Annotated in this window: 13 protein-coding genes and 2 pseudogenes; 10 read left to right on the top strand and 5 right to left on the bottom strand. The window is 70.7% G+C overall.

Annotated elements, in window-relative coordinates; all coding sequences use genetic code 11:
* Positions 1 to 6: 6 nt before the first annotated feature.
* The 5 genes from AACG61_RS20710 to mprF all read right to left on the bottom strand — a co-directional run bounded on the left by AACG61_RS20710 (position 7) and on the right by mprF (position 6,857).
* Positions 7 to 849 carry an ABC transporter permease gene (locus tag AACG61_RS20710; RefSeq protein ID WP_411840517.1) on the bottom strand — a complete coding sequence of 281 codons (843 nt, stop codon included), beginning with the start codon at positions 847 to 849 and terminating at the stop codon, positions 7 to 9.
* The gene (locus AACG61_RS20705; RefSeq protein WP_411840516.1) at positions 846 to 1,772 is read right to left on the bottom strand and encodes an ABC transporter permease; all 927 of its coding nucleotides are present in this window, start codon (positions 1,770 to 1,772) and stop codon (positions 846 to 848) included. The genes AACG61_RS20710 and AACG61_RS20705 overlap by 4 nt, the downstream gene beginning before the upstream one ends.
* A gap of 31 nt (positions 1,773 to 1,803) precedes the next feature.
* Positions 1,804 to 3,312: an ABC transporter substrate-binding protein gene (locus AACG61_RS20700; protein ID WP_411840515.1), complete on the bottom strand. Its 1,509-nt coding sequence runs from the start codon at positions 3,310 to 3,312 to the stop codon at positions 1,804 to 1,806.
* The gene (locus tag AACG61_RS20695) at positions 3,309 to 4,115 is read right to left on the bottom strand and encodes a GntR family transcriptional regulator (protein WP_411840514.1); all 807 of its coding nucleotides are present in this window, start codon (positions 4,113 to 4,115) and stop codon (positions 3,309 to 3,311) included. Before AACG61_RS20695 ends, AACG61_RS20700 begins: the two co-directional genes overlap by 4 nt.
* A gap of 162 nt (positions 4,116 to 4,277) precedes the next feature.
* Positions 4,278 to 6,857: a bifunctional lysylphosphatidylglycerol flippase/synthetase MprF gene (gene mprF, locus AACG61_RS20690; RefSeq protein ID WP_411840513.1), complete on the bottom strand. Its 2,580-nt coding sequence runs from the start codon at positions 6,855 to 6,857 to the stop codon at positions 4,278 to 4,280.
* Positions 6,858 to 7,090: 233 nt separating this feature from the next.
* Here mprF and AACG61_RS20685 point away from each other — a divergent pair.
* The 10 genes and pseudogenes from AACG61_RS20685 to AACG61_RS20640 all read left to right on the top strand — a co-directional run.
* A pseudogene (locus AACG61_RS20685) lies at positions 7,091 to 8,271 on the top strand (SLC13 family permease); the annotation flags it as partial.
* Between the two features lie 282 nt (positions 8,272 to 8,553).
* Positions 8,554 to 9,057: pseudogene (locus tag AACG61_RS20680) on the top strand (ABC transporter ATP-binding protein); the annotation flags it as partial.
* A 571-nt stretch (positions 9,058 to 9,628) separates the two neighbouring features.
* On the top strand, positions 9,629 to 10,699 hold the full coding sequence (locus AACG61_RS20675) for an MBL fold metallo-hydrolase (protein ID WP_411840512.1): 1,071 nt from the start codon (positions 9,629 to 9,631) through the stop codon (positions 10,697 to 10,699).
* Complete coding sequence (locus AACG61_RS20670; protein WP_411840511.1) at positions 10,696 to 11,274, top strand: histidine phosphatase family protein; 579 nt, start codon at positions 10,696 to 10,698, stop codon at positions 11,272 to 11,274. The genes AACG61_RS20675 and AACG61_RS20670 overlap by 4 nt, the downstream gene beginning before the upstream one ends.
* A 7-nt stretch (positions 11,275 to 11,281) precedes the next feature.
* Positions 11,282 to 12,253, top strand: coding sequence for an ABC transporter substrate-binding protein (locus tag AACG61_RS20665; protein WP_411840510.1), 972 nt, complete (start codon positions 11,282 to 11,284; stop codon positions 12,251 to 12,253).
* A complete protein-coding gene (locus AACG61_RS20660) occupies positions 12,243 to 13,961 on the top strand; it encodes an ABC transporter permease (protein ID WP_411840578.1) in 1,719 nt (572 codons plus the stop codon). Before AACG61_RS20665 ends, AACG61_RS20660 begins: the two co-directional genes overlap by 11 nt.
* Before the next feature lie 381 nt (positions 13,962 to 14,342).
* Positions 14,343 to 14,744 carry a hypothetical protein gene (locus AACG61_RS20655; protein ID WP_411840577.1) on the top strand — a complete coding sequence of 134 codons (402 nt, stop codon included), beginning with the start codon at positions 14,343 to 14,345 and terminating at the stop codon, positions 14,742 to 14,744.
* A complete protein-coding gene (locus AACG61_RS20650) occupies positions 14,728 to 15,075 on the top strand; it encodes a plasmid mobilization protein (protein ID WP_411840576.1) in 348 nt (115 codons plus the stop codon). Before AACG61_RS20655 ends, AACG61_RS20650 begins: the two co-directional genes overlap by 17 nt.
* Complete coding sequence (locus AACG61_RS20645) at positions 15,072 to 15,986, top strand: relaxase/mobilization nuclease domain-containing protein (protein ID WP_411840575.1); 915 nt, start codon at positions 15,072 to 15,074, stop codon at positions 15,984 to 15,986. Before AACG61_RS20650 ends, AACG61_RS20645 begins: the two co-directional genes overlap by 4 nt.
* Positions 15,987 to 16,107: 121 nt before the next feature.
* Positions 16,108 to 16,848 carry a hypothetical protein gene (locus AACG61_RS20640; RefSeq protein WP_411840574.1) on the top strand — a complete coding sequence of 247 codons (741 nt, stop codon included), beginning with the start codon at positions 16,108 to 16,110 and terminating at the stop codon, positions 16,846 to 16,848.
* Positions 16,849 to 16,895 lie beyond the last annotated feature (47 nt).

The following is a 16,895-nucleotide window of genomic DNA, read 5'->3' as shown; positions in this document are numbered from 1 at the left end:
AGGGTCTCAGCGCCGACCTTCGACCACGTCGCGGACATGATCGCCCAGGACGTTGACCGACAGGATCAGCAGGAACAGGAACAGGCCGGGAAAGACGGCGATCCACCAGGCCGTGGTGACATAGTTGCGCCCCGCCGCCAGGATCGCGCCCCAGCTGGGGGTCGGCGGCTGCACGCCCAGGCCCAGGAAGGACAGGCCCGCCTCGAACAGGACCATCAGGCCGAATTCCAGCGTGACGACGACCATGATCGGGCCGATGATGTTGGGCAGGATGTGGCGCATCAGGACGCGCGGGGTCGATGCGCCCATGAAGCGCGACAGGCGCACATAGGGCAGGTTCATCAGCCCCAGGGTCTGGCCATAGGCCACGCGCGCATAGCGGGGCCAGCGCGTGAAGGCCAGCACCGCGATGACATTGACGAAGCCCGGCCCCAGGACCGCCACGGTGATGATCGCCAGCAGGATCGCCGGGACCGACAGGACGATATCGACCAGCCGCATGATGATGGTGCCGGTCCAGCCGCCCGTCCAGGCCGCGATCATTCCCAGCATCGTGCCGACCGTGCCGCTGACCAGCACCGACAGCGCCGCCACCGTCAGCGAGACCTGCGCGCCGTGGATCAGCCGGGACAGCAGGTCGCGGCCCAGCTCGTCCGAGCCGAGCAGATAGGTGACCCCGCGGACCTCGGTGCCGGGCGGGCGCAGGCGGCCCAGCAGGTTCTGCGCCTCGGGGCTCTGCGGCGCGATCCAGGGCGCCAGGATGGCCGCCAGGACCAGCGTGGCCAGGATCGCGGCAAAGATCCACAGGCGCGGCGGTAGCCAGCGGCGCAGGCGGGCGGGCGCGCTCATCGCCCGCCCTCCAGCCGGATGCGCGGATCGACCGCGCTGTAGAGGAGGTCCGCCGCCAGGTTCAGGAAGATCGAGACGAAGGCGCCCAGCAGCACGATGGCCTGCACGATGGGAAAGTCGCGCGCCGCGATGGACTGGATCGTCAGCTGACCAAGGCCCGGCCAGGCGAAGACGGTCTCGACGATGACCGCGCCCGACAGGAGGTTCGCGATCTCCAGCGCGGCGATCGAGATGACGGGGATGGCACTGTTGCGCAGCGCGTGGCGGCGCACCACCTGGCCCATCGACAGGCCCTTGGCGCGAGCGGCGCGGATATAGGGTTTCGACAGCTCGTCCAAGACGGCGGTGCGGGCGACGCGCGCAAAGGTCGCCATGCTGAGCAGCGACAGGCAGACCGCCGGCAGCAGCACGCTTTCGGCGCTGCGCGCCCCCGAGGCCGGCAGCCAGCCCAGGGTGACCGCGAACAGCAGGATCAGCAGCACCCCGCTCCAGAAGGTGGGCAGGCTCTGGCCCGCCAGCACGAAGCCCATGCCGAGGCGGCTGAGCGGATGGTCGCGCCGCATCGCCATGAACACCCCGAGCGGCACGCCCAGCCCAAGCGCGATGAGCAGCGCCGCCCCCGCCAGCCAGATCGTGTAGGGCAGCCGCGATCCGATGATCTCGACCACCGGCACCTGCTGGACCACCGACTGCCCGAAATCGAGGCGCGCCAGATCGGCCATGTAATCGCCGAACTGGACCAGCACGGGCCGGTCGAAGCCCAGGCTGGCGCGCAGCGCGTCGATGGCCTGCTGGCTGGCGCCTTCGGATACCAGCAGCAGGACCGGATCGCCCGCAAGGCGCTGCAGGAAGAAGATCAGCACCGTGACCCCGAGGACCGAGATCACGGCCTGCATCAGGCGCCGGACCAGGAACCGGCTCATGCGGCGGCCCCGCCTTCCCTGCGCCCAGGGGTCATTCGGACCAGCCCATCCGGTTCAGGAACAGGCTTTCGTTGGGCGTGGGCGTCCAGTCCAGGTTGTCGGAGGCGCCATAGATGATCGCCGCCTGATAGAGCGGCACCTGCGGCACCTCCTCGGCGACCCATTCATGGACCTGGCGGTAGAGGTCCAGCCGCGCCTCCGGGTCCATCTCCGAGCGGGCGCTTTCCAGCAGCGCGTCCAGGTCGCTGTCGCTCACCCGCGACCAGGACGAGCTGGAATGCAGCAGCGGATACAGCACCCCGTCGGCATCCTGGCAGGCGCAGGACCAGCGGCCGAAGCCCATGTCCGGGGCCTGTTCGGGCGCGCTCTGCGATTTCTGCAGATAGGTCGCCATGTCGGTCATCTCGATCTCGACGGTCAGGCCGACCTCGGCCAGCATCTGCTGGATGGCCTGCACGATGCGCTGGTCGAAGACCGGCGATGTCGCAAAGCCCAAGGGCCGGGTCGCGGGCTCTCCGATCTCGGCGATCAGGGCGCGGGCGGCGTCGGGGTCATAGGGCACGCCCTCCATCCCCTCGACCCAGCCCAGATGGGCGGGGGTCAGCATCTGGCCCACGGGATTGTCGAAGCCGCCCAGAAGCCCCTCGACCAGCAGCTCGCGGTCGATGGCATGGGCGATGGCGCGGCGCAGGCGCGGATCGTCCAGGCCGGGCTTGTTGCGGTTCACGCTGAGATAGGCGACCCGTTCGGTCAGGGCCGACAGGGGCCCCACGCCATCGGCGGCCTCCAGCTGGGCGGCCAGATCGGGGTCCATCCCCACCGCCAGATCGGAGGCGCCCGAGGTCAGGTTCGCCACCCGGGTCGAGGCGTCGGGCACCGCGCGGAACACCGCCGCCGGAAAGGCGCCCGCATCGCCCCAGTAATCGTCGTTGCGCGTCAGCGCCACCTCGACCCCGCGCTGCCAGCTGTCGAAGCGATAGGGCCCCGAGCCCACGGGGGCGAGGTTGAACCCCTCGCGCCCCAGCTCCTCGACCACGGCCTTGGGGACGATGGACAGCTTGACCAGCTGCGCGAACAGCGCCGGATAGCCCGCCCGCGTGGTCAGCTTGACCCGGCCATCCTCCAGCACCTCGGCCGCGGTGATGACCTCGAACTGCGACAGCTGCGGAGAGCCGAATTCCGGATCGGTGATGCGCTGGACGGAAAAGACCACATCCTCGGCGGTCAGCGGGCTGCCGTCATGAAAGCGCACGTCGTCGCGGATGGTGAAGACCGTCTCGGTCTCCGAGACCTGCTCCCATTCGGTGGCGATCTGCGGGACGATCGCGCCCTGGTCGTCGCGGGTCAGCAGATTGTCGAAGATGTTGCGATAGACGTAATAGCTGTCCGGGTTCCACTGCAGGTGCGGGTCCAGCGTCGTGGGCTCGTTCACCAGATCGACCACCAGCCGCTCGGCATCGGCCAGGGCCAGCGTCGGGGTCGTCAGGGCCGTGGTCGCGGCCAGCAGGGCGGCGAACAGCGTCGTGGAAGCGGGTCTCATGCCGGATCTCCTGTTGGGGAAGTGGGTCGGGACGACGGGGACGGGCGCGGCGCGGCCTTGGACGCGCTTGCGGTGGGCGTTCGGGGCGCGGGCGTCTTAGGGGCGGCGGGCGGCACCAGCGGCGCCCCGCTGCGGCTGAGCGCGGCGGCGATGCGCGCATCAAAGGCCGCCCGCATCGCGGCCAGGACATCGGCCGCCTCCCGCTCGCGGCCCTCGGCCAGGGCTGCGGCCAGATCGGCCAGCGGCAGGGATGCGCGGGCCAGGCCGAAGGTGCGCTCCAGCCACAGATCGGCGCGCAGCGACAGGTCCCAGGTGTCGATCAGCCAGCCGCGCAGCCGGGGCGCGGCGACCGCACCCGCAATCAGCGTCAGCAGCTCGCGATCCTGATGCAGCCCCATGACGCGATCGGCGGATGGCCCCTGATGCGCCGCGGCGCGACGGACGGTTGCGCGCAGCGACAGCGCCTCGGACAGGTCGCGCGGCGGCGGGGTCCGGGTCAGGCTGGGCTCCAGGCAGGCGCGCGAGGCGGCCAGATCGGCCAGATGCTCGGCCGAGACGGCCAGGATGACCGATCCGCGCCGCCCGTCGGGCGCGATCCAGCCCGCCGCTGACAGACGCATCACCGCCGCCCGCACCGGCGCCAGGCCAAAGCCGAAGCGCTTGGCCAGCTCGGCCTCGGACACGGCGCTGCCCGGCGGGATCTGGCAGCCGACGATGGCCGCGCGCAGGGCGCTCAGCGCGGCTTCGGCCAGGCTGTCGCCGCGTTCGGGGCGGGAGGCGAAGGGCGATTGCTTGTCATACATGATGCCACGATGACAGCGCATAGCAACATGTCAATCACCTACCTTTGACATGTTGAAATATCCGGGCCGGATGCCCCGCAAACGGGCAGGGGCGCGGCCCGCCTGCGAACCGCGCCCCTGTCGGACGGCATGGTGAGAGGCCCGAAGGCCCGGCCCCCGCGGCTATCGGTACCGGCGGCCGTGGCGCGAGATCAGGCCGCCGATCTCGATCAGCACCCGCGGCACGGTCATCCCGCCGGGGCAGACCAGATATTCGGGGGTCCATTCGGGATTGAACTTCTGCTTGAAGGCGCGCAGCCCCTCGAAGCGATAGAAGCGTTCGCCGTGATCGTGGATGAAGCCGCCGATCCGGTTCCAGACCGAGGCCAGGCGCCGGTTCTCCAGCCCCGCCAGGGGCGCGCCGCCAAGCGAGAACCAGCGATAGCCCTCGTCCCGGCCCATCAGCATCAGGAAGCCGAACAGCGCATCCATCCCGTATCCCGGACAGCCCGCGTCATGGCGCATCAGGTCCAGCGACAGCTCGGCCCCGTCCGCCCCGCGCATCAGGTTGGTGAAGGCCACGATCCGTCCCGACGCCTCGTGGCGCAGCACCGCGATGTCGAAATGGCACAGATAATCCGGCGTGCAGGCGCCAAGCGAAAAGCCCTTTTCCGAGGCGCCCCGCGCGGCCAGCCAGGCATCGGACACGGCCTTGATCGCCGCAAAGGCCTGATCCTGCGCGGCGGGCGGGATGATCTCCATCGCGAACCCCTCGCGCCGGGCCTTGTTCACGGCCTGGCGCAGGTCGCGCCGATGGCTGCCCTCCAGCGTGAAGCCGGTCAGCGGCACGCGGGCGGTCTCGCCCATCTTCAGCACCGAGAATCCCAGATCCAGATAGCTGGGCAGATGCGCCTGACCGACCCGATAGAAGGCACAGCGCCGCCCCGTCCGGTCGGCCAGCTCGCGCAGCGCCCAGATCAGGTCGCGCGCGGCGCCCGGATCGTCGCCCACCGGGTCCCCCCAGGAGATCAGCGTCCGCCCGGTATCGGCATAGGCCAGGAAGGCCCGCCCCCCGGGGTCCAGCAGGAAGGACTTGTCACCGCTGAGCGCGATCTGCGCATCGGCCCGCGGGCAGCGCGCCAGAAGCGTGTGGACCAGGGGCGGGATCGGCTCGGCCCGCTGCCGGGGACCGCGCGCCGAGATCAGCGAGTTGAAGGCCACCGCCAGCACGATGACCGCCAGCACCAGCGCGCCGCGCAGGAACCGCGAGGCGTCGTCCTCCCATGCGAACTGCCACCACAGATCGTCGCGATACTGCACATGGCGATAGGCGAAGAAGCCCAGCCAGACCGCCGCCGCCACAAGGGCCGCGACCGTGCCCAGCCAGACCGCGTCCAGGCGCAGCAGCACCCCTTCGCCGCGGCGGTGAAAGGCGTCGCGGAACAGGCCCAGCACGATCAGCGCCGCGATCAGGCCCAGGCTCTGCGGCCAGGCGGGCCCTCCGGCCAGCGAGGCGACCAGCCCCGCCGCCAGCAGACCCATCGCCACCAGCCAGGCCCGCGCCATGCGTCGCGCCAGCCCCCGTGCGACGATCACCAGCAACAGCCCCGCGACGCTGCCCGCCAGCTGCGACACCTCCAGCAGGGCCAGCGGCAGGACCTCGCGCAGGGCGGCCATCTGGCGCGCGCCGACGGGCAGGCTGCCCGCCAGAAGCAGCATCACCCCCGAGACCAGCGCGATCCCCGCCGCGACCACCGGTACGATCGGCGCCAGCGCCCGCGCCAGCAGCGCGCCGCTGCCCGAGAGCCGCCGACGCCCGCGCAGCAGCGACAGCACCCCCAGGCTCGTCGCGGCCGCGGCAAAGGGCAGCACGAAGAAGATCAGCCGATACAGCACCAGCGCCGCCACCACGTCGGGCCGACCGGCAGCGCCCAAGGCGACGATCATTACCGCCTCGAACACACCCAGACCGCCCGGGGAATGGCTGAGAATCCCGATCGTCGTCGCCAGGAGAAAGGCCGCCACGAACATCGCCGCATTGGCCGTCGCGTCCCCTGGCAGCACCGCCCAGAGCACCAGTGCCGACCCTGCGATGTCCATGAGCCCCGTCGCCATCAGCGCCAGCGCGCCGCCAAGGCGCGGCAGGGGCTGACGCCGCCCGTCCAGGGTGACCGCCCGCGGCCTGTGCGCCAGCCAAGCGAGGATACCCGCCACGACGCCCAGAAGAGCCAGTCCCACGGCGGTTTCAGCCAACGGCCCGACGGGAAGCGGCAAAGCCATCCCGTCAGGATCAAGCAGCATCAGGCCCCCCAGCAGCATCAGCGCCGCCATCCAGAAGGCGCTCCAGGAGGTCGCGACGATCGCCAGCACCTCGCCCAGGCTGAGCCCGGCGCCGCGATAGATGCGGTGACGCACGGCGGTACCGGTCAGATAGGACATGCCCAGCAGGTTCGACACTGCATAGCCCGCCATTCCTGCCACGGCCGCCAGCTGCAGCGGAACACGCCCCGGCACCAGCCGTCGCACCGCCAGCACGTCGTAGAGCGCGATGGCGCCATAGCTCAGGACGACGCCCGCCACCGCCAGCGCCAGCCGCGCCGCAGGCACGGCCGACAGCGCGGTGCGCACATCCGCGGCGTTCACATGGCGTGACATGACGTGCACCGCCGAGAGCGCCACGGCCGCGATCGCCAAGGGCAGCAGTGCCCGCGCCACACGTCCCTCCGCAACCTTGGCCAAGGCGCCCATCAATCCATTGATCATTGCCCGACCCTGGTCGCGGAAACGTCAGGTGCGGTGAACATGACACGCCATACGCCATAAGGCTGCGGACGTTTCGACCGAACCGCGCCCCTCGCCCCGAAGACCGCTGACCATGGCTTCACGTCTACGCGCATCTCCTTTCCCTCTCCTCAGTATGCCCCGAGCGGTGGCGTCAGCCTCAATCCTACGGTAACGAGTTCGACGCAAGCACGTTACCTCTCGCGGTGACAGCCGTGATCTTCTGTGTCGCCTTGGCGATCACCGGCGTTCTCACCCCTGCCGAGGCCTCCGTCAGGTTCGTCAACAGCAACGTCATCCTCTTCGTGGCCATCTTCATCATCGGCGGCACGCTGTTCTAGACCGGGATGGCCAGCGAAATTGGCGGGCTGGTCGCCAGATTTGCCCGGACCGAGCGACAGCTTGATGTGGCGATCATGCTCATCACCAGCCTCATGTCGGGCCTGTTGTCGACCACCGGGACCGCCGCAGTGCTGATTCCGGTCGTCATCGGCATTGCCCCACTGTCGAGCTTCGCGTGCTTGAAGCTGTTGTTGCCGATCGTCTTTGCGGCCGCCATGGGGGGCAACCTGAGCCTCATCTGTGCACCAAGAAACCTCATCGCCCAGGCCGCCCTCGAACCGCAGGGCCTGCGGTTCGGCTTCTACGAATACGGCTATATCGGGCCGCCGATGCTGCTGGCCGGGGTCCTGTTCATGGCCACGATCGGCCTCCAGCTTCTTTCCGATCACAGGGCGGAGGGCGAAGGCCCGTCGACGGCATACGGCGACCATTCCCGGCCCGGAATACCGCAGTGGAAAAGAACATGGCCTTGGCCGTGCTGATCATCACCGTCATAGGCATGGTGTTCGAAAGCCAGATCGGCGTCCGCCTGCATGTGACGGGTGCTATCGGTGCAATCGCCCTAACCGTGTTCGGCGTCATCACGGAGAAGCAGGCCTATCAGTCCATCGACGCCCGGACGATCTTCCTGTTTGGAGGCATCCTGTCCCTGGCGACGGCAATGGAGACGACAGGGGCGGGAACTGCGGGCGCCAATGCGGTGCTGGGACTTCTCGGACCTGACACGCCGATGTTCCTCATCATGCTGACGATCCTTCTGATTGCGGTGGCGTTGACGAACTTCATGTCGACCACCGGCACCACGGCTCTCTTGGTGCCCATCGGCCTGTCAATCTCGACCACGATCGGCGCCGACCCGCGTGCGGTTCTGATGGCCATCATCATTGGCGGTTCGCTTGCCTACGCGACGCCCATCGGCATGCCTGCTAATGTCATGATGCTTGGACCAGGGGGTTACACCTTTAAAGACTATACCAAGGCGGGCTTGCCGCTGGTTCTCGGGTCCACGATCGTCAGCATGACCTTTCTGCCAATCCTATCTCCGTTATTCCCGCAAGACGCATCGACTACGACCCTCACCATAACGGCCGCAGATGCAGTTCTGCGGTCGTTTCCCATCGCCCCGACCGACGTTGGCCAACCTGTATCCAGCGGGAGCGAGCCTCGGGGTTCGCGTTTTGACTGTTCCGGCGGGCTCGGCAGCGGGCGCTGGCAACTTGGCCATGGTGCATGTGGCGTCTGCTGCGCTTTCTGACCTGGCTGACGTCGAACGTTAACCGAGCTGTCACCGAGGTGTCATGCCCAAGTCCTATCGCCAGCCGGGAATGGAGTGGTCATGACACAGATACGGGCCTCTGGCCTTTCAAAATTATTCGGCGGCAACCCGGTCCTGTCGGGGATCGACCTCACGCTTCCGGCCGGTGCGTTCCTTGCGCTGCTGGGACCGTCGGGCTGCGGCAAGACCACGCTGCTGCGGCTGATCGCGGGGCTGGAGCTGGCCGACGCCGGCACGCTGCGCTTGGGCGACCGCATCGTGGCGGGCCCCGCGCTGCATGTCCCGCCCGAGGCGCGCGCGCTTGGCATGGTGTTTCAATCCTATGCGCTCTGGCCCAACATGACGGTCGCGGGCAATGTCGATTTCGCCTTGCAGAGCCGCCTGCCCGGCCCCGCGCGCCGCGCCCGCACCGCCGAGATGCTGCAGGCCGTGGGTCTGGCCCATCTGGCCGATCGCCGTCTGCACGAACTGTCGGGCGGCCAGCGTCAGCGCGTCGCCCTGGCCCGCGCGCTGGCGCCCAGCCCGCAGCTGCTGCTGCTGGACGAGCCGCTGGCGAACCTGGACGCGCATCTGCGCCACCGCATGCTGACCGAGTTCCGGCGCCTGCATGCCGCGACCGGCACGACCTTCGTCCTTGTCACCCATGACCAGGACGAGGCGATGGCCGTCGCCAGCCATATCGCGGTCATGGATGCGGGCCGGATCGCGCAGATGGGCACGCCCGAGACGCTCTATCGCCGCCCGGCGACGCCGATGGTCGCCCGCTTCATCGGCCATGGCGCGACCCTGCCGGTCGCGGTGCTGGACCACCGGGCGGGCACCTGCCGTATCCGGCTTGGCGATGCCTGCCTCGACCTGCCGGGCAGCGCCGCCCCCGGCCCCGGCTGGCTGTGCCTGCATCGCGAGGACCTGCGCCCCGCGACCGGCGCGGGGCACCTGCGGGCCGAGGTTCTGTCGCAATCCTTCCAGAACGGCGCCTGGCTGACCCATGTCCTGCCGCAGGATGCGGGCCTGGATCTTCTGAGCCTCAGCCTGCCCGAGCCGCTGCCGACCGGCACGCAAATCGGGATCGACATCGCCCGGGGCTGGGTGATCGGAGAGACCGCCGCCACGGCACGGCACCCCGAGGCCGCCCATGCCTGAGCTGCGCGCCCTCTCGGGCATCGGGGTCAAGGGCCCGGCCTGCTTTCTGCTGAGCATCGACGGGCGCAGCCTGCTCCTGGACCTCGGGCGCGGGCCGGACGGGGCGCGGCTGCCTGACCTCTCGGGCCTGCCGCGCATCGATGCGGTGCTGATCAGCCATGGCCATGTCGATCACACCGGCGGGCTGGACCAGTGGCAGGCGCTCGGCGCGCCGCCGCTCTATGCGCCCCGCCCCAGCATCGCGCTGGCCCAGGAGGGCCCGTTGACGCAGGCCACTCCGCTGGACGGGCGGGACGAGATCCTCGGTCTGCCGCTGCTGACCGGGGCGGCCGGGCATGCGCCGGGGGCGGTCTGGATGCGCATCGGCGGCGCGGAGGGCCTCCTCTATTCCGGCGATGTCAGCCGCGAGAGCCTGCTTTACCGCAACGACCCACTGCCCCGCGCGGCGGCGCTGATCCTCGACTGCGCCTATGGCACGGCGGATGAGCCGCTGACCGCGCAGATCGCGGCCATCGAGGCGCTGGCCGATCAACCGCTGCTGCTGCCCTGCCCCGCCGGCGGGCGGGGGCTGGAGATCGCGGCCCATTTCCTGGCCGCGGGCCATTCCGTCCGCATCTGCCCCGCCCATCGCCGTGTCGCGCGGACGCTCGTCGATCATCGCGCCTGGCTGACGCCCGAGGGCCGGAAGATGCTGGACAGCCTGGACCGCGCCGGTGATCTGGACGCGACCGGGCCCCTGGACGGCATCATGGTCGCCGCCGGTCCCAATGCCGAACGCGGCACGGCACAGCCGCTGGCCGCGCGCATCGCGGCCTCGGGCGGGGCGCGCATTGTCCTGACCGGCCATGTCGCGGAAGGCAGCCCCGGCGCGGCGCTGCTGGCGGCGGGCAAGGCCCTGTTCCGGCGTTGGAACGTCCACCCGACCCTGGCGCAGGCAGAGGCCCTGGTGGCGCAGGTGGCGCCCCGCACCATGCTGGCCGCCTTCTGCGGCACAGACGCGCTGGCGGATCTGCGCGACCGCACGACCTGGCCGCTGGCCCCCGGCGAAAGGCTGGTCTGGTGAGCTTGTTCCTGCATCCCGTGTTCTTCCTGCTGCGCCACGGCCGCACGGCGCAGAATGCCGCCGGGCTGATCGCCGGTGCCACCGATGCCCCGCTGGACGCCGAAGGCCTGCGCCAGGCCGAGGCCGCCGCGCGCCGCTGGCAGGCGCTGCCTGTGGGGCGCGTCCATGTCTCGCCGCTGCTGCGTGCCCGCCAGACGGCCGAGGCAGTCCTGCGCCGCCGCCCCGACCTGCGCATGACGCCCGCACCCCGTCTGGCCGAGCGCCATTGGGGGATCTGGGAGGGCAGGCCCCGCGCCATCCTGGACCGCGCCGCCACCCCGGAGGGCGGCGAAAGCCCGCAGGCCTTCCGCGCCCGCATCGCGGCCGGCTGCGCCGCCATCCCGGCCCCCGCGCCCGGCGAGGCGCCCCCCTTGCTGATCGCCCATTCCGGCACCGCGCGCGACATCGCCGTGATGCTGGGCGTGCCTTTCATCCGCCCGCCGAACTGCGCCCTGATCCGCTATCATCGCGATCCGGACGGCGGTTGGCGCGCCGATCCGCCGGAGCCTCCGGCGACCCTTTCCCCCCAGCCATGAGGACCCCATGACCCGCACGCTGCTTCTGTCGACCGCGCTTTGCGCGCCTGCCCTGCCGGCGCTGGCCGAGACGCTGACCATCTATACCTCGCAGCCGCAGGAGCAGATGACCGAGGTGATCGCCGCCTTCAACGAGGCCCATCACGAGATCGCCGTCGAGCTGTTCCGTTCGGGCACGACCGAGGTGATGGCGAAACTCCAGGCCGAATTCGCCGCCGGCGGCTCGCCCGCCGATGTGCTGCTGATCGCCGATGCGGTGGCGATGACCCAGCTGAAGGGCGAGGATCGGCTGATGGCCCATCCCAACGCGCCCGTGGCGGGCATCGACGCGGCCCTGCTGGACGCGGATGCGATGTTCTTCCCAACCAAGCTGATCACCACGGGCATCGTCTACAACACCGATCTGGTCAAGACGCCCCCGACCTCCTGGGCCGATCTGGCCGAGGCAGAGGCCGCGGCCCGGACCATCATGCCCTCGCCGCTCTATTCCGGCGCGGCGGCGATCCATGTCGGCACCATGGTCCAGCAGGACCAGTTCGGATGGGACTATTTCGAGACGCTGGCCCAGGGCGGCGCCGTCGCGGGTCAGGGCAACGGCACCGTGCTGGAGGCCGTCGCGCGGGGCGAGAAGGCTTACGGCGTCCTGGTCGAATACATGGCGATGAACGCCAAGGCGCAGGGCTCGCCGGTCGATTTCGTCTTCCCATCCGAGGGCGTGACGGCCGTGACGCAACCCGTCGCAATCCTGGCCGGGACCGACGCCCCCGAGGCCGCGAAGGCCTTCGTGGACTGGCAGCTGGGCCGGGCCGCGCAGGAACAGTCGGTGGCGCAGGGCTACTTCCCCCTCGGCGTCGGGCTGTCCGCGCCCGAAGGCTATCCCGACCCGGCCAGCCTGACGCTGATCGAGGCCGATAATGCCCGCCTTCTGGCCGATGGCGAGGCGGTCAAGATGGAGTTCGCGGATCTCTATGGCGGCTGAGCTGCATATCGGCCGCATCTTCGGCGACCGCAGGACCGGCGGGGGCGAGCGGATGCTCGCCCTCGTCCTCTGCCTTTACGTGGGCATCATCACCCTCTGGCCGCTTGGCCAATTGCTGCTGACCGCCTTCCGGCCCGGCCCCGAGGGCGAGGCCCTGGGCATCCTGCGCGACACGCTGGCCGCGCGCGCGACGGGCCCGGCCTTCTGGAACACGCTGAGCCTGTCGCTGATCTCGGTCGGCATATCGACCGCGCTTGGCGTGACGCTGGCGCTGGCCGTCGGGCTGATGCGCATGCCGCTGCGGGCGGTGCTGTCCTTTCTCATCCTGATGCCGCTGATCATCCCGTCGCAGACGCTGGCGCTCTCCTGGATCGAACTGATGGGCGCGCAATCCCCGATCCTGCGCCCGCTTGGCCTCGCGCCCGCGCCGGGCCAGGGCAACCCGCTCTATTCCTGCGCGGGCATCGCGCTGGTCATGGGGATCGAGCACATGCCCTTGGTCTTCATCGCCGTCCGCGCCGCCTTGCGCTCCGTGCCCGCCGATCTGGTCGAGGCCGCCCGCATCGCCGCCATCCCGCCCCGCCGCATCCTGACGCGGGTGATCCTGCCGCTGACCTATCCGTCGGCGCTGGCCGGGGCGCTTCTGGCTTTCACCGCGGCGGTGGGCAATTTCGGCATCCCGGCACTGCTGGGCATACCCGGGCGGGTGCCGATGCTGACCACGCTGATCTATCAGCGGCTGAACGGCTTCGGCCCTTCGGTCGCGGGGCAGGTCGCGGTCCTTGCGCTGATCCTGACGCTGATGGCGGTGGCCGCGCTGATGCTGCGCAGCGCCGCCATGCGCCGCCTGCGGGTGCCGCTGGAGGCCGGACGCCCCTTCGCCCCCGCGCATCCCGCGCCCCTCTGGGCGCAGGGGCTGCTCTGGGCCGCGGTCCTGCCGATCGCGATCCTGCCGCTGGCGGCGCTGGTGATGACCTCCTTCGTGCCGTCCATCGGCGTGCCCTTCGCGCTCGACAGTGCCGGCCTCGACCAGTATCGCCGCGTGCTGGACAATGCGGCGGTGATGCGCGCCTTTCAGAACTCGCTGATCCTGTCGGCCCTGGCGGCCGCGCTCTGCCTGATCGTGGCGCTGCCGCTGGCCTATCTGACGGCGCGCCGTCCCAGCCCCGCCCTGACGCTTCTGGACCTGACCGCCGAGGCCCCCTGGGTCATGCCCGGCACGGTCGTGGCGCTGGCTATGATCCTGGCCTTCCTGCCGCCCCTCCCGGTGATCGGCGTTTCGCTCTATGGAACGGGGGCGATCATCCTGATCGCCTATCTGTCGCGCTTTCTGCCGCTGGTGCTGCGCCCGGTCGCCGCCGCCGCCGCGTCGGGCGATCCCGCGCAGGACGAGGCCGCCCGCATCGCGGGCATCACCCTGCCGCGCCGCCTGACGCGGATCTTCGCGCCCTCCGTCGCCCCGGCGGCCCTGGCCGGTTCCATGCTGATCGTGATGACCGCCCTCAATGAGCTGACCCTCTCCGCGCTCCTGTGGTCATCGGGGCATGAGACGATCGGCGTCATGGTCTTCGCGCTGCAATACGAGGGCAATTCGACCGCCGCCGCCGCCCTGTCGGTCCTGTCGACGCTGCTGCTGATCGCGCTCTGCGCGCTGGCCGAGCTGCTGTTGCGCGGCCGCGGCGCGGACGCGCTGCCCTGGAGGGCATGACCGCCGATCATGAAGACGTCTCCGCAGAATGACGGTCACATGACCGCCCGCCTCCAGACCGGCGGACGACGGCCCTGACTCCCGGCGCTGTCATCGCACCGGGGTCCGCGTCTGCAGCGGTTCGCCTGCGGACGGTGGCCTCGAAGGCATACCCTGCTCATTCGGGTTTGGGCGTCGGTGTGGTTGTGTCGGGATGCCTGCGGTTCGGGATGAGGGGAATTTATCCCTCCCTGTGAACGCGCATCGCCTTTCGTCGGTCCCGTGCATCGTGGTCGGAACGACACCACTATATTGTGGACGACTGAACGAATCCTTCTGACATTTCACTGGATCTGCATAATTTACCTGTCGGACCATCCCAATGACGGAGACGCACCGACAATGACCATGATCACCGATACCCAGCTGGCGGCGATGCGCCTGGCGCTGGACGCGCTCGAGGCGAAGCCGAAGACGCGGTTCTCCCCCCCCGAGGCGGTGGAGGCGCTGGCCCGGCAGATCCGCCGCGCGCGGGACGAGCTGGGCCATGACCTGACCGACATCGCGCTGCTGCTGCAGGCGCACGGCCTCGCCATCAAGCCCACGACGCTGCGCGGCTATCTGAGCAAGCTGGCGACGGCGGAGCCTGCACCGAAGACGCGCAAGTCGCAGAGCGTGGCATCAGGCAAGGCCCCTGCCGGGGCGGCGGGACTGGCGATGGCGGCGGGGGCCGCCCTGCAGGCACGCGATGCGGCGCCCGAGGGTGACCTGGTGCTGGAGCTGGCCGATGGCCAGGGCGGGTGACGGGCGGCCGCGCTCGGAGGCGCGGCGGAGGCTGGTGATCATGCGGTTTCGCGTCAGCGACGACGAGCATGCGCGGATCCGCGCGGCCGTCACCGCCGGCCGCCATGCGGGCACGGCCGATTATCTGCGCGCCCGCGCGTTGCAGGGCGGGCCCCGCCCGCTGCCCGCATCCCGCCTGATCGGCGGGCTGGGTCAGATCGCGGGCAGGCTCGCCGCGATCACCCGCATCGTCGAGGAGCGCGGCCTCGATGCGATCGAGACCGAGGCGCGGGAGGCCAAGGCAGCGCTGGCGGACTGCCTGCGCGACGTGGTGGCGGAGCAGGCGGAATGATCGCCAAGGTGATCCCCCCGAAGCGGCGCACCCGCGCGGGCGCCGCGCCCCGTTTCGCCGCACGCCTGCGCTATGTCTGCCGCAAGGCCGTGGCCGTGGAGACGGGCAATCTGGTCGGCCCCTGGCCACTGGCGGCCGACCAGATGCGCATCGTCGCGGCGGCCGGCACGCAGGTGCGGCAGCCCAGCCATCATCTGGTCCTCTCCTGGGGCGACGGAGAGGCGCCGTCCGACGCGGCGGTGCTGACCGCGGGCCGGATGGTGCTGCGGCAAATGGGCTGGCAGGATCATCAGCACGTGCTGGCCGTGCATCGCGACCGCCCGAACCTGCATGTCCACATGGTGCTGAACCGGGTCCATCCGCGGACGGGGCGCGCTTGCGCGCTAAGCCATGATTACGCCTGGCTGGAGCTTGCCTGCCGCCGGGTCGAGAGGGCGTTCGGCTGGCCGCCGGACCGCGGGCGGTTCCGCCCGGAGGTGAGGGATGGCGTGCTGACCCTGAGGCCGATGGCGCAGGCGCATTGGCAGGCGCGCGTTGCGGTGCGCGAGGCCGGGCTGCGTCCGGACCCGCTCAGCGTCCGCGGGCCCGAGCGGCGGTCGGGCATGGCGCCGCTGCGCGACCGGCTGCCGGCGTCGATCCTGTCGCAAGCACGGCGGCAGCTGGCGGATGTGGTCAGCTGGATCGGGCTTCATTCGGGGCTTCGCGTGCTTGGCCTGCGCTATCTGCGGCCGGGCGGCGGGGGCCGCGTGACGGTGATCGGCGGCCGCGGCGCCATGCCGGCCTGTCATCTGGGTGCCGCCTTCGCGCTGCCCCGCCTGGTGGCGCGGTTCGGGCGCTTCCCCCGCCCCGCCGGCAAAGGATGTCCCGCCGACGTGGAGCCCCCGGGAGGAGGCCCTGCGCCAGGCCCATGACCGTGCCCGCGCCGAGCGGCGGTAGCGGCGAGACGACCTCGGCCGTCGGCACCGGGCCGAACGCGGCAGGCTGAACGATGCGCTGCGCGGGATCGATCCGGTCATCGCCGCCGCGTTCCGGATGGTGCTGACGGACGATCAGCGCGGGGCCCGCCGCGCGTTCAGCGCGGTGCCGCTGCCGCGTCTTGGCGATTATCCGGTGATGACCCCGGGCGCGAGGGCGGAGGCGTCCCGCGACGGCCGGCACCGGTCCCTGCGGCGCGGATGCGAGGGCGCTCCGATCCTGCCGATGGATCACACCCGCGCGCGGCAGCTGTGGGGTCTGGCCGGCGCGGGGGCCGCGAGTGATGCGCTGACCGATCTGCGGCGCATCGCCGGGGACCGGCGGCTGCTGGCCCGGCGCGGCCCGGACGACGCGGTGCTGGGCTATGACCTGCTCACCGAGACGGCTGACGGGCGGCTGATCTCCACCCCGCTCTCGGGTCCGGTGCATGCTCTGGGCCGGATCGGGCCGCGCCGGGCACGGCACTTCCTGGTGACGGCGGATGCGGCATCGGTCGCGATGCTGGCAGCGGCGCGGCCGGACGATCTGGTGATCGTCGCCGCATCCGGCCCGTCCCCGCGCTTGGCCCGCTGGCTGCGAAGGCTCGTGGGACGCCGCGCCGTCTCCATCGTCTGCGCGGCGGGCGCGGAGGAGAGGGCCGCGCTGCAGGCCTGCCTGCCGCAGGCCCGCATGATCGATCTTACTGCGCCGTCGCCGATCCCGCCCCGGCCGCACCAGGATGGCCACCCCGGCGAGGCCGAGCAGGACCCCCCTTCTCCCGACGGAAGCGAGGACGATTTTCCGGCGCCGTCCACATAAATCGGCATCCGCGCGGATGGAGAGCCCTGCGCACCCCGCCTGTCGAC

Origin of the sequence: Paracoccus sp. ME4, from assembly GCF_046736325.1 — a bacterium.
In the GTDB taxonomy this organism is placed as follows: domain Bacteria; phylum Pseudomonadota; class Alphaproteobacteria; order Rhodobacterales; family Rhodobacteraceae; genus Paracoccus.
This window is presented reverse-complemented; position numbering and strand designations above follow the sequence as displayed.